This window comes from Pseudocolwellia antarctica (genome assembly GCF_049933045.1).
Classification (GTDB): domain Bacteria; phylum Pseudomonadota; class Gammaproteobacteria; order Enterobacterales; family Alteromonadaceae; genus Pseudocolwellia.
Map to the genome: position 1 here is coordinate 4,220,684 of NZ_CP187926.1, position 13,219 is coordinate 4,233,902.

A 13,219-nucleotide genomic window follows, 5' to 3' on the forward strand; every position below is an offset into this window, starting at 1 on the left:
CTAAAGGGGTTGTCCCCGCTGTTTATTGGAATAAATAAGAGGGTTGCTACTTATGTGGCAATCCTCTTTTTAACTACAGGATGTTAGCTTTTTATTGAGGTTAACAACAATAATGGAGTTTAAATGACTAACTTGAAAAATAAACTAGTGCCTTGCGGCATAGTAATACTGGGTGCTTTAGCTTTATCGGCATGTAATACAACAAATGATGTTACTGAAAAACGTGCCACGGTGCCTGCTGATAAATTCGATCTGAGTAAATGGAAAATCACTATTCCTACCGATATTAATAACGACGGGAAAGTAGATGAAATTAGCGTAAAAGAGATTCAAAGCTACCAACATTCTGATTACTTCTTCTTAGATGATGAAGGCAATATGGTGTTTGCTGTGCCAAACAAAGCTTTTACTACACCTAATTCAAGTAATACTCGTAGTGAGCTTCATCAACTATTGGGTAAAGAAGGTGTTGCAGCATACGATTACTCAAATAACTTTGCCTTAAAAGCACACACAAAAACTGACGAGTTCGCGCAAGTAGGTGGAAACTTACAGGCTACTCTTAAAGTTAACCATGTAGCGAAACGTGCTAAATACCCTGAAAAACCACCTGCATTCTCGGTAGTTGTTGGACAAATTCATGCAGGTAAAAGTAAAGCGTTAGTTGCTGAAGGTGAAGGGTACGGTTGGGGCAACGAACCCTTAAAAATTTACTACAAGAAATTACCAGGTAATGAATATGGTTCTGTATTTTGGAATTACGAACGTAACCTAGAGAAAGAAAATCCAAACAGACAAGATATAAGCTATGTTGTTTGGGGTAAACCATGGACTTCAGGTGTAGAGCCAGGTGAACAAGGTATTGCGCTTAATGAAGCTTTTAGCTACGAAGTTAATGTGTACGAGAACACTATGTATTTAACTTTTAGCAATGAACGTAATGGTAAGGTTAACTTTAAAATTAATTTAGCTGATAACCTTGATGCAAATGGCAACGTTGATAAGCTTGATCATCCACATGGCTATACTGGTGATTTACACTTCTTTAAAGCGGGTGCATATAACCAATGTAGTACTAAAGATGCTCCTGGCATCTGGTACGCTAATTGTGCAGGTTCTGGTGATTGGGCGACTGATAAAGCCAATGGCGATTATGCTCAAGTAACTTTTACGCGTTTAGTTACCGGTTTAGCTAAAATTCCTAAAAAATAAAATATGAAAAAATAACCTGAGCTTAGGTTATTTGTTTTGAAATTATTCTGTTTAGCGCAGACAAATAAAAAGGCTTTGTTGTAAAACAAAGCCTTTTTGATATTCAGTTAAATAATATTATCTAAATATTACCAGGGTAACATTCTAAAACCGTCATGCCTGATTCTGATAAATATTCAAAAGCTTTAACACCAGCAGGACAGAAGAAACGATCAAAACGCTTCAAGTTAACTACTTCATCACCCACTGTAAATGTACCTTCACCTTCAACCACAACACCATAAAAGAAGGCTTCTTCTTCACGTGCAAAGCTACCTTTTACTGATGCTCTTTTAATAGTGAAACAAGAAGTTTTGTCTGAACCTATTAATTCTTCAAGATTGTTACCTTGATCATCTGTAGAAATAACTTTAGGCGCACAACGGAACTCAGCATCAACAGTTTCTGGAGGTACAGGATCAAAATTGAATACGTCTAATGCAGTCTCAATACCTTTACCCATAAAGCGTGCTTGCTCAGGGATAACATAGCCACAACGTTCAAATTCAAACCTAACGGCTAGATCAGAAGGCTCCATAATTTCAAGCATAAGTATGCCTTCACCTAAAGCGTGAGGGCGACCACCTGGAATTAGAAATACATCACCTGTTTTTACAGGAATACGATCAAAACAGCTTTCAATAGAAGCTATATCTTGGGTTTCAATCCATTCTTTAAGTTGCTCACGATCAGGAGAACGTTGAAATCCTGCATAAATATATGGATCGCTAATATCTTCACGAGTTTCAATAATCACATAAGCTTCAGTTTTACCGCGTGGTAAACCTAGACGCTCTTGTGCAAATTCACGTGTTGGATGAGCTTGAAAATGTAAACGTGTTGAACTGTCTAAATATTTAACTAAAGGGATATCGTCCATAGAACGCTTACCTTCAGAATTTTCACCTAAAAAATAATCTTGATTTTTCTGTAGTAAATCACGAAAAGGCACTAACTGTCCGTCTTCGTCTTTTACCATAGCTAAACCTTCAGTGATATGTTCGCGACCTATATTACGAGCTTCTACGGTTGATCCAATCCAGTCCTCAGGGAAGCTTGAGTCTTGAGGTGTTTCTTTCCCTTCAATCATATCGAGCAATTTACCGCCCTGATAGGTTCGCCAAACACGGTTAGCGGAGAACTTGATAATTTGATTCATAGTTAGTATTCCAGTTTTCAGGTTAAAATTCTTAAAGCGCTTGTAGCGTGGACATTATGCCACTGTAGCTCATATAGCTCATCACTAAAGAGAAGATGAAAATCAGAGCCAATAAAATATTGGTTATATTCGAGAATTTATATTCACCCATCAGCGACTTTTTATTACCCATATAAGAAATACAAGCAACAGTCGCAGGTAATAGTAAAGCCCCAAACGCTTGAGAGCTCACCATTATAGCAATAGGTTTCGCATTGAAAATTGGTACGATTAAACCTAATGAAGATATAACTAAAGCAATAATTCGGTAGCTTGGTCTTTTTAAATTAGGTTTACGTTGATGAAAGTCATCTAAAAGCCAAGGTAATAATGCAACATTAGGAAACTGCGAAGATACACCTGCAGCAATTAAACCAATAGTGAATATTGCTACCGCAGCAGCACCAGCTAAAGGCTCTAATAAATAAATCATTTGAGTTACGTTAGTGAGTGTAATGCCTTGAATAAACAAAGAGCCTGCAGCTGCAGCCATAATTGACGTGCTAACAATAAACATTAAAAATGCTGAAAACAACGCGTCTCTATTTTGCGTTTTTAAGTCAGCCATTGTCCAGCCAGCTTCTTTAACTAAGATAGTACGTAATATAAATAGCCCTGAAAATACTGTCGTACCAACCATTGACGCTATTACAAGGAATGCATTCTTGTCAGAACCTGTGTCTGGCACATTAGGTACCATACCATTTAAAATTTCCATCGCGGGAGGCATTAAAATAATAAAGTTAATTAAAAAACAGACCGACATAATCGCGACAAATATTGCTAATACTTTTTCAAAAACTTCAGTTTTACCTATTAGAAAAATGACATACACAAAGGTAATAAAAAATATCGCAAAATAGAGTGAGGATATACCACCATCAATAAAGTTTTTCGACCATTCATAACATACGTCAGCCAAAATCCCCATTACACCTATAACACTGCCACATACTTGCGTCGTTAAGGAGACAATAAAGAATAAACTGACAGCAGGATGAATATGTTTTTTGAAAGATTGCAATGCGGTCAAACCAGTTACTAGCGTGAATTTACCAAAGAGATGAATGAGGAAATAGGTTATCGCGCAAGATATAAATATCGTCCACAATAAAGACATTCCGTAATCTGCACCGGCTTTAGCCATAGCCGTAACGCTACCTGTCCCTACAGTAAAACCAAATAAGAATATCCCCGGAAGTAGTGATTTGAAGAATGTCTTCATGTTACTCATGCTGCTGTTTTTATTCATTTATTTTTCGCCTAAAACGGTTTTTTTAAAAGTTAGAGAATTAAATGCTTCTTATATTATAAGAAGCTAACTCACTCGAAGCTGAGGCTTTCAAATTATTATTGTATCGATAGTAACCTGTGGGTTAAACACCTGTCAATGTTAAGCCCTTAGCTGAGTTATATTGATGGTAGTGTAGATAAACTGGTTTATTAAAAATTCATAAATATTAATTGGTAGTGCCAATTGTACGTGTTTATATTTTGATGTTTAATATCAAGTATTGATGCTATTTTCACTTGAGTTATTATTGAGGAAACATTTCTTATCAGATAATTAGCGAGTATGAATTAGCTTACGTGCGTTCAAGTGAAATTGGTTTATAATGAAGCACTTGCTGTTATTTACTTAGGGATGGGCGTCTGTTGATTAGACAGGCATATTAAAACGTATGAAATTAAAAATATATCAGATTGATGCGTTCGCATCTAAAGTTTTTGAAGGTAATCCTGCGGCTGTTTGCCCATTAACTCAATGGTTAGATGACGATGTACTGCAAAAAATAGCAGAAGAAAATAACCTCTCTGAAACTGCATTTTTTGTGATCTCTGAAGGTAGTATTCGTTTACGTTGGTTTACGCCAATGGAAGAAGTCGATTTATGTGGTCATGCAACGTTAGCCGCAGCTTTCGTACTTTATGAATACCTTGATTATACTAAACCAGAAGTAAATTTTGTCACTAAAAGTGGTGAGCTTATTGTGAGTAAAAATGAACAAGGTTTTAGTATGGACTTTCCTGCATCAATGCCAAGTATCATTGAGCCTCCGCAAGCTTTACTTGCTGGCTTAGGTTTAAACATAAATACAACTGATGACGTTTTACCTGCAAAAATTATGGCAGCATTCGATTACGTTGTTGTGCTAAATAACGAAGCGGAAGTACGTGCACTTAAGCCTGATTTTTCAAAATGGTTAGCACTTGATTTACGCGGCGTGGTTGTTACCGCTGTTGCTGATGATAATGCTGTAGATTTTGTTAGCCGAAGCTTTTTCCCTAAATTACGAGTAAACGAAGATCCTGTTACAGGCTCTGCTCACTGTGAATTAGCCCCTTATTGGCATAAGGCTTTCGCTGGATCACGTTCTATAACGTCTATAACGCATTCTGTATCTGAAGTATTAACAGGCTTACAGGTATCTAAAAGAAGCGGCACTGTTTTATGTGAAGTTAAAGGCGATAGAGTAATTTTAACGGGGCAAGCAGTCAGTTATATGACAGGCGAAATAACGATTTAAGCTCACGTTTTAAGGTAATAAGGCAAGAGAAAGCAGATTTAAAAATGCTTTCTATTATTCTCTATAAATCATCAAGAGAATAATAGAAGCAATCACTTCATAACATTGAACAGCGACTTAATAAAAGTGCTGTGCCAGCATTATAGTTACAGCATAGCCAAAAACATAAGCGGCGAATAAAGCAGGGATGTACTTAGAGTAAGACATGAAAGTAATTTCTTTCATTTTACTCATAGCAATAATACCTGCTGATGAACCTATAACAAGTAATGACCCACCTACACCTACAGCATATGTTAGTCCTAACCATTGTGGTGTGGTTAACGCTGGATCAGCTTTTAATAAAGCTGCCGTTAAAGGCACATTATCAAGTAAGGCTGAACCTATACCCGCTAAAAAGCTTGAAACATTTGGATCGAATTTGTTGTAAATTTCAGTAATTAATTCTAAAACGCCAACTTCTTTTAGCATGCCTACAATTAACAAAATGCCTAAAAAGAATAGTAAAGTGTCGTATTCTATTTTACGTACATAATCTAATATCAAAGTCTCTTCAGTATCTGTTTTGTAAGTTCTTCCCACTAAAAACATAATAGAAAGACCTGACAAGAAAGTTAACACTGGCGGGATTTGAAATAGGATATTAAACACCATAGTTAATACGATAGTGCTAAAGAATATTGCAGCAATAACAATATCTATTCTGTCATAGCTTTGTTCTGACGGTGTTATATTCGCTTGTCCTTTAGTACCAAAAGACAAAATAATCGCTAAAAAGAAAACACTCGCAACAGCAGGAATAAGTAACATCAACAACTCAGATATCTTCACGTGACCATCTAAAAATATCATTAGTGTGGTTACATCACCTGTGATCAAAGACACACCACCAGAGTTAACAGCGAAAATAGTTAACACAGCCATTTTAAGCTTAGTTTTCTTATCTAAATCAAAAGATTGTAATAAGGTTAAAGTTACTAGTGTTGCGGTAACGTTGTCACATATAGCTGACAAAACTAATGAGAATAACGCAACTAATAACATAAGCCTGCGTTTAGAAAGCTTAGCGGGGAAAAGCTTTTGTACCGCAACCTGAATAACGCCTTTAGCGTTTAAGTAAGCAACAAAAGTCATTGTCGACATTAAAAACAACCATAATACGGCGATTTCTAAGAGGTTTTCTTCTAGGTGATGGTTCAGTATGGAATGTTGTTCAGGCTGTGCATGTATAAATAATGCAACCCATGAAATACATCCAAAAAATAGAGTGGTTTTAGCTTTATTAATATGTGTTATTTCTTCAAAAATAATACTTAATAAAGCAAGAACAGCAAAAGAAATTAGAAGGTATTGAAACATGATATTTAACTCGGTATTAACTAAAATTTAGCAGGCTAGAATGATCCCGCCTAACAGAGGGCGCAATTAGACCATGTATGTTAATTTATGCTAAATAATTTTTAGAATGATTATAATAAGTAAATCATATATAGAGAGTTAAGTTGCGGAGGAAACTTGTTGAGAGTAAATTTCGTGTTAATGAAATTATTTCGTAATGAATTAAAGTTAATTCAAATCAGTTGCTTATACGAATTGTAAACTAAGGGTATTTGCCAAATTAAAAAGCCTTCAAATAACTATAATTATCCAAAGGCTTTTAATATTAAATTGTAAGAAAATTAGTAGTAAGTATCTTCTCGGTTATGAGCCTGTGGATCTTCGATTAATTCGTCGAATTCAACTTCAAAACTGTTACTTTCGTTACAGTCTGCCATATAAATTCTTCGAGTTGAGCCATCAATTGAGGTAACCGTTCCGCTACCTTTTTTGCTGCCACATTTCATTCCTACATGAATATCATCAAATTGCATCATTTCCCCTTAGCTTAACTATGAATAGTAAGGCGTACAAACTAGATTGAGTTATAATTGTAGTACAATCTTACAACAATGCACGTCTGATTTTTAATCAACGAACAATCATTATAGGGAGAGAAGTTTTTATATCTAGTCTTTTTTACGGGTTAAACTCAATACCTAATATTGTCTCTTTGCTAGCCCCTGTTACTGCTGGAATGTTACCTGGAATTTTTTTATCAAAGGCATAAGCAAACCAAGCGAAAGCCGATGCTTCTAACGCATCGCTATTAATGTTAATTGTATCGCTACTTGTGACATTAAAGTTATTAAGCTTATGTTTTATAAGATTAAAAAGGTGGGTGTTTAAGGTACCGCCGCCGCAAAGATATACGTTGGCTTTCGTACTTAAAACATTGATCTGATCGCTAATTGTTTGTGCTGTTAATTCAGTCAATGTGGCTTGAATATCTTCAATCTTTAGATCAGCTTGTTGAAGGTCTTTTGCTGAAGCGTTGATAAACTGAGTTATATTTTTGTTTACCCAATCAAGATTAAAATATTCTCTGCCTGTGCTTTTAGGTGCTGGTAACTTGATATAAGGATCATTGAGGAAATTTTTTAAAAGGGCTGCATTCGTAGTACCCGATTGCGCCCATTCGCCATTACTATCAAACCTGCCTTGCTTATGTGTTTTATACCAATCATCGATAAGTGCATTTCCAGGACCTGTATCAAAACCTAATATCGACTTTTTAGTGTCTACAGGTAGGTAAGTCACGTTAGCAATACCACCAATATTTACAACAAATACGTCTTGAAATTCGTTTGGAAATAAAGCCTTATGAAAAGCAGGAACTAATGGAGCTCCTTGGCCGCCTAGCACCATATCTTTAGTTCTAAAGTCACCAATAACTCTAATACCCGTTAAAGTGGCTAAAGTTTGATTACAAGTGATCTGCAGCGTAAATGGGGCAGTTATGTCAGCTGTTATTGTTGGTCTGTGACGGATGGTTTGTCCATGATTACCAATAGCGATAATTTGCTTTCTATCGATTTTTTCTTGGGAAATAAAAGCTTCAATAGCTTCAGCAAACTGTTTTGCTAATAAAATATCTAAGGCAAATGCTTTATCTATTTCATTCATGGCAGGTTGATAAAGCTGAGTTATTTGTTGATAGGTAGTTTCGTCGTAGGTTTGGTAGTAGCTCGCAATAAGTTCAGGCGTATTCGATGAAAAATCAACAAGTGCTAAATCTATACCATCAGCACTTGTTCCTGACATGATCCCAATATAAAACTGATTGTTAATTGTGGTCATTACTTATTTAATTGTTCTTCTTGCATGCTCAGCATAACTTGATGAGAACCCGCTAGTTCAGCTAAACGTTGCTCAGCTAAAATAGCAAATTCTGCTTTGTCTTTTTTAGCTAAAGGATTCGCATTAGGTAATTTTACGGTTCTAGGATTACGGTGTACACCGTTAAGTAAAAACTCATAATGTAAATGCGGTGCTTCAGACATACCTGTTGAACCCACATAACCAATAACGTCACCTTGTTTTACACGTTGGCCTTTTTTAACTTTACGTTTTGAAAAATGTAGGTACTTAGTGACAATGTCATTACCGTGTTGAATAAATACATAGTTACCGTTGTATTTGTTATACGCTGACTGAATAACTTTACCATTACCTGCTGCTACAACTGGCGTACCTGTTTTAGCACGATAGTCAGTACCGTTATGTGCTTTCCATCTTTTTTGTATTGGATGAAAACGTTTAGGCTTGAAATTAGAACTAATATATCTAAAGCTCACAGGTGCACGTAAAAAGGCTTTACGCATACTCTTTCCTGTCGCTGAGTAATATTCACCATCGCTAAAGCGTATAGCTTGGAAAGGTTCGTTTTGGTTAATAAATTCAGCAGCTAATATTTTACCAGCACCAATAAATTCACCATCAATGTATTTGTTTTCAAAAACAACATGAAAGCTGTCGCCTGATCTAATGTCTAATGCAAAATCAATATCCCAACCAAAAATATTGGCTAAGTTAATGATTTGAGAATCATCTAAACCTGCAGCAATACCAGCGCTCCAGAAGTTTGATTTGATCGTACCGTGAGCTGTTGTTTCTCTAATTTCTACTGTTTTAGTTTCTACATGTGACTCGTAATGATCTGCATTCCAGTTTACATATAAAGTATCTGTTTTATTCAGTGGGTAGTTGAGGGCAACTAATTTACCGCTATCATCTTTTGCTATATGAAGTTGATCGCCAATATTAATTTTTTGTAATAACTTTGAATCTTTACCTTTAGCGATACTCAACTCGTGAGTTGTGCGTGGGCTGTAACCTAAACGCTTGAGGATTTTTGCTAAAGAGTCACCACTTTTTACTTTAGCTGTTTCCCATTCATAGTTTTCAGAAATATCAATTTCGTCTTCAATAATCTCATCGATTGCTGCAGTTTCATTTGCAACACTAGTTTGAACTGAAGGTGTTTGCTTTTCGTTAGATGCAGACTTTTCATCTTTCACTAAAGAAGACGAATTTTGAGGAACAGATAATTTATATCTTTTACCAACTTCTAGCGCAGTATCTTGTGTTTGACGACCTGCAGTAGCCTTTTCAGAAGGCAAAATAAGCAAAAGCACAAATATAATAGTACAAATACTAATTATAATTTTATGTTGCTTTGGCAGCTCTAGAAAGTAATTATGTATATTATTCAATCGTTTAACTTCTATTGTCTAAATTTTACGGAAAGGCGAATGAGTAACTATAACAAAAAAAAACAAATACAACAGCTATAGGGTTTTATCCTGAGCAAAAAGTGCAGTAGAATTCGTATATAAAATATGAAAAATTATCCCTATTGGAGCCATGAATGACCGACGTCAGCCAAGCGTTTGAAGAAATTAAACGCGGTGCAGAAGAGATCTTGTTAGAAGATGAGTTACTTGCAAAGTTAAAAAAAGGTAAGCCATTAAAAATAAAAGCTGGTTTTGATCCTACCGCTCCCGACTTGCACTTTGGACATACAGTGCTTATAAATAAGTTACGTCAGTTTCAACAGTTAGGTCATGAAGTTATATTTCTTATTGGTGATTTTACTGGAATGATCGGTGATCCAACGGGGAAAAATGTTACACGTAAGCCGTTAACTAAAGAAGATGTATTAGCCAACGCTGAAACGTATAAAGAACAAGTATTTAAAATTTTAGATCCCGCTAAAACTACAGTAGCTTTTAACTCTACTTGGATGGACCAATTAGGCGCTGCGGGTATGTTAAAACTTGCTTCTCGCCAAACGGTTGCTCGTATGATGGAGCGTGACGACTTTAAAAAGCGTTATGCTGGTGGTCAAGCGATTGCTATCCACGAATTTATGTATCCACTTGTTCAAGGTTGGGATTCAGTTGCTTTAGAAGCTGATGTTGAGTTAGGCGGAACAGATCAAAAATTCAATCTATTAATGGGTCGTGAATTACAGAAGTCTGAAGGGCAACGTCCTCAAACTGTATTAATGATGCCATTGTTAGAAGGTTTAGATGGCGTGCAAAAAATGTCTAAATCATTAAACAACTATATTGGTATTACAGATAGCCCAACAGAAATGTTTGGTAAAATGATGTCGATTTCAGATGTATTAATGTGGCGTTATTTTGAATTGTTAAGCTTTAAGCCGATTGCTGAAATTGAAGCTTACAAAACAGATATTGAGAATGGTGCTAACCCTCGCGATGTTAAAATTAACTTAGCGAAAGAGTTAATTACACGTTTTCATGATGCAGCTGCAGCTGAAGCGGCTCATCAAGAATTTATTAACCGTTTTCAAAAAGGTGCTATGCCTGACGAAATTCCTGAAGTTGATGTAAATTCAGAAGATGGCACTATCGCTATTGCTAACTTGTTTAAAGATGCTGGTTTAGTAGCAAGTACTTCTGAAGCGATGCGTATGATAAAGCAGGGCGCTGCAAAACTTGATGGTGAGAAGATTGTTGATAATAAACTCTCTATTGAAGCAGGAACAACAGCTGTTTTCCAAATTGGTAAACGTAAGTTTGCTAAAGTTACAGTGAAATAAACTTAGCTTTATCTTTCAATGTTTACTTTTATTAAGCCAGTAATGATTACTGGCTTTTTTATTTTTTTTTTTTACTGATATTAAATTAACCTGAAAACTGGATAGGCAATTATGCCTAATATTGTTATTTAACCGTCTATCTGCGTTGCCTGCATGGATGCAGGTACTTAGTTTTTATCGGGAATAAAAAAACTGTGATTTTATTACTAATAGCCAGCTATTAGTACATAAAACCGTCTTGTTATACGGGCTAAATCCAAACATTAGGAGAAAAGTAAATGATATTTTTTAGTGAAATCATATCGTCTTATTTTTAAGTTATATGAATCAATGAATTACAAAATTCATTATCCAGAGTTCAGGTTAAATTATCTATTGTCGAAACAAGGTTGAAAATGTTCGACTTAGTTCGAGCGTTTTTCTTCACCCGTATAAAAAATCATATTATGAAACGTGGCTGGTTTATCTGAAAGGTTACGATAACCATGTTCTACATCGGCTTTAAACTTAACAAACTCACCTTGTTTTAAATGATGCCATTGGTTGTTGATGAAATATTCCATTTCTCCATCAATTACAATCAGGTGCTCTATCACGCCTTTGCTATGAGGTACCGATATATGTTGATGCGCAGGCTCTAAGGTTAATAACAATATTTCACTTTTTGTTGCAGGATCAAAAGAAAATAAAGTAGAAACGGCGATGCTTTTTTCTGTAATGAGTTTTTTAGGCTCTATGTTATTACTTTCTAATTCACCAAAGAAATAGGTTAAAGGTAGTTGAAAGCCATTAGCTATTTCCCATAACTTACTCACGGTAGGACTAGATTCCCCGCGCTCTATTTGACCTAACATCGCTTTAGAAACGCCTGTTTGTTTGCTCGTAGCATCTAAACTCCAGCCTTTTTTACTTCTTGCTGACTTTAATTGAAGGCCGATAATGTTATGAGAAAGGTTAATACTAATTCTCCTTGTGCGTTATTGCGCACAATGTTATATATAATGATTATTAGATAAAAATGTTATTCGAGCGTACGTTAAAACATACAAGCGCTTTATTATGGGAGTCTGGTCTTTGTTAGTCAATCGAGTATTAAACGCTACCCTTGCTGGTTTTGTTGCTGTTTTAATTGGTTTTACGAGCTCTATTGCACTTATCTATCAAATGGTTATTAACTTTGGTGGTGACTCAGGTCTTGCCGCGAGTTGGCTCTTAGTTTTAGGTTTATCTCTGGGTGTTAGCAGCATTACTTTGTCTTTACTTTATCGTATTCCTATTTTAGTGGCTTGGTCGACTCCTGGTGCTGCATTATTAATTGGTAATGCTCAAGGTTTAAGTCTTAATGAGGCGGTCGCTGGGTTTATCTTTTCTGCAACGCTTATTTTCTTTTGTGGCATTACGGGCTGGTTTGAAAAACTAATGAATAAAATTCCCTTTCAACTAGCGACAGCTATGTTAGCTGGGGTATTAGTTAATTTTGGAATAGATGTGTTTGATCAAATGAATACACAGCCCTTACTTATAATTGTTATGTTTGTTGTTTACCTTGTGAGTAAACGTTTTTTACCAAAATATACGATGTTGTTTGTATTAACTGCGGGTGTGATCGTTGCCCAAAAAACGGGATTGATTCTTCCTAATGAAGCTGAATTTACTTTTGTTGGCTTCGAATATGTAGTTCCACACTTCACTATGCAAAGTGTGCTTGGTGTTGGTATTCCTCTTTTTATTGTAACAATAGCGGCACAAAATCTTCCTGGAATTGCCGTATTAAAAGCACATGGCTATCAAGCACCTATATCAAAGGTACTTAGCTTTACGGGATTGGCAAATATAGTTGCAGCACCTTTTGGCGGATATTCATTAAATTTAGCCGCGATAACCGCTGCTTTGTGTATGACTGAAGATGTTGATAAAGATCCTGGGAAACGTTATTGGGCAGCTATTGCTGGTGGCGTTTTTTATATTCTGATGGGGATCTTTGCGGGATATTTAATCGGTGTATTTTCTACATTCCCTGCAGCATTAATTTTTTCGCTGGCAGGTATCGCTTTGTTCAGCACAATAACGAATAGCATTAAACAGTCGCTGTCTGATGATAATTACCTTGAAGCTTCAATGATCACCTTTCTCGTCACGGCGTCTGAGTTAAGCATGTTAGGAATTAGCTCTGTATTGTGGGGATTGATCGCAGGAATATTTACTTTATTTATAATGAATGTATTCCGTCGATAAGTAAGGGGCTTAATAATGTATAAATGGTTAATAAGTTCTGTCTAGCTCAGTGTATTGCGG

The 13,219-nt window shown here is 35.9% G+C and carries 11 protein-coding genes; 4 read left to right on the plus strand and 7 right to left on the minus strand.

Annotation, left to right across the window (positions count from 1 at the left end):
* The first annotated feature begins 123 nt into the window (after positions 1–123).
* On the plus strand, positions 124–1,212 hold the full coding sequence (locus ACPUVN_RS18295) for a polysaccharide lyase family 7 protein (RefSeq protein ID WP_426369603.1): 1,089 nt from the start codon (positions 124–126) through the stop codon (positions 1,210–1,212).
* 121 nt (positions 1,213–1,333) lie between these two features.
* Here the strand turns inward: ACPUVN_RS18295 and ACPUVN_RS18300 are convergent, their stop codons facing one another.
* Positions 1,334–2,410 (minus strand): class I mannose-6-phosphate isomerase, encoded by a 1,077-nt coding sequence (locus tag ACPUVN_RS18300; RefSeq protein WP_426358884.1) that lies wholly within the window; start codon positions 2,408–2,410, stop codon positions 1,334–1,336.
* Positions 2,411–2,441: 31 nt separating this feature from the next.
* On the minus strand, positions 2,442–3,683 hold the full coding sequence (locus tag ACPUVN_RS18305; RefSeq protein WP_426370585.1) for an Nramp family divalent metal transporter: 1,242 nt from the start codon (positions 3,681–3,683) through the stop codon (positions 2,442–2,444).
* Positions 3,684–4,131: 448 nt separating this feature from the next.
* Here ACPUVN_RS18305 and ACPUVN_RS18310 point away from each other — a divergent pair, with 448 nt between their 5' ends.
* Positions 4,132–4,977, plus strand: coding sequence for a PhzF family phenazine biosynthesis protein (locus ACPUVN_RS18310; RefSeq protein WP_426369604.1), 846 nt, complete (start codon positions 4,132–4,134; stop codon positions 4,975–4,977).
* 117 nt (positions 4,978–5,094) lie between these two features.
* Here ACPUVN_RS18310 and nhaD read toward each other — a convergent pair whose 3' ends face one another.
* From nhaD to ACPUVN_RS18330, 4 genes are all read right to left on the minus strand, one after another.
* A complete protein-coding gene (nhaD, locus tag ACPUVN_RS18315) occupies positions 5,095–6,336 on the minus strand; it encodes a sodium:proton antiporter NhaD (protein WP_426369605.1) in 1,242 nt (413 codons plus the stop codon).
* 320 nt (positions 6,337–6,656) lie between these two features.
* On the minus strand, positions 6,657–6,851 hold the full coding sequence (locus ACPUVN_RS18320; RefSeq protein ID WP_426369606.1) for a hypothetical protein: 195 nt from the start codon (positions 6,849–6,851) through the stop codon (positions 6,657–6,659).
* 142 nt (positions 6,852–6,993) lie between these two features.
* Entirely contained in the window at positions 6,994–8,154 is a 1,161-nt protein-coding gene (locus ACPUVN_RS18325) for an anhydro-N-acetylmuramic acid kinase (RefSeq protein ID WP_426358880.1), read from the minus strand.
* Positions 8,154–9,476, minus strand: a complete 1,323-nt coding sequence (locus ACPUVN_RS18330) for a peptidoglycan DD-metalloendopeptidase family protein (protein ID WP_426358879.1) — start codon at positions 9,474–9,476, stop codon at positions 8,154–8,156. Before ACPUVN_RS18330 ends, ACPUVN_RS18325 begins: the two co-directional genes overlap by 1 nt.
* 248 nt (positions 9,477–9,724) lie before the next feature.
* Here ACPUVN_RS18330 and tyrS point away from each other — a divergent pair, with 248 nt between their 5' ends.
* Positions 9,725–10,924 (plus strand): tyrosine--tRNA ligase, encoded by a 1,200-nt coding sequence (gene tyrS, locus ACPUVN_RS18335; protein WP_426358878.1) that lies wholly within the window; start codon positions 9,725–9,727, stop codon positions 10,922–10,924.
* Positions 10,925–11,328: 404 nt separating this feature from the next.
* Here tyrS and ACPUVN_RS18340 read toward each other — a convergent pair whose 3' ends face one another.
* On the minus strand, positions 11,329–11,889 hold the full coding sequence (locus ACPUVN_RS18340; RefSeq protein WP_426370586.1) for a helix-turn-helix domain-containing protein: 561 nt from the start codon (positions 11,887–11,889) through the stop codon (positions 11,329–11,331).
* A gap of 109 nt (positions 11,890–11,998) precedes the next feature.
* Between ACPUVN_RS18340 and ACPUVN_RS18345 the strand changes: the two genes are divergently transcribed.
* Positions 11,999–13,159 carry a benzoate/H(+) symporter BenE family transporter gene (locus ACPUVN_RS18345; RefSeq protein ID WP_426369607.1) on the plus strand — a complete coding sequence of 387 codons (1,161 nt, stop codon included), beginning with the start codon at positions 11,999–12,001 and terminating at the stop codon, positions 13,157–13,159.
* The last annotated feature ends 60 nt before the right edge of the window (positions 13,160–13,219 follow it).

Coding starts and splice junctions, on each gene's coding strand:
- nhaD (WP_426369605.1), bottom strand. CDS start 6,336: ATGTTTCAATACCTTCTAATTTCTTTTGCTGTTCTTGCTTTATTAAGT.
- tyrS (WP_426358878.1), top strand. CDS start 9,725: ATGACCGACGTCAGCCAAGCGTTTGAAGAAATTAAACGCGGTGCAGAA.
- ACPUVN_RS18305 (WP_426370585.1), bottom strand. CDS start 3,683: ATGAGTAACATGAAGACATTCTTCAAATCACTACTTCCGGGGATATTC.
- ACPUVN_RS18320 (WP_426369606.1), bottom strand. CDS start 6,851: ATGATGCAATTTGATGATATTCATGTAGGAATGAAATGTGGCAGCAAA.
- ACPUVN_RS18310 (WP_426369604.1), top strand. CDS start 4,132: ATGAAATTAAAAATATATCAGATTGATGCGTTCGCATCTAAAGTTTTT.
- ACPUVN_RS18325 (WP_426358880.1), bottom strand. CDS start 8,154: ATGACCACAATTAACAATCAGTTTTATATTGGGATCATGTCAGGAACA.
- ACPUVN_RS18295 (WP_426369603.1), top strand. CDS start 124: ATGACTAACTTGAAAAATAAACTAGTGCCTTGCGGCATAGTAATACTG.
- ACPUVN_RS18300 (WP_426358884.1), bottom strand. CDS start 2,410: ATGAATCAAATTATCAAGTTCTCCGCTAACCGTGTTTGGCGAACCTAT.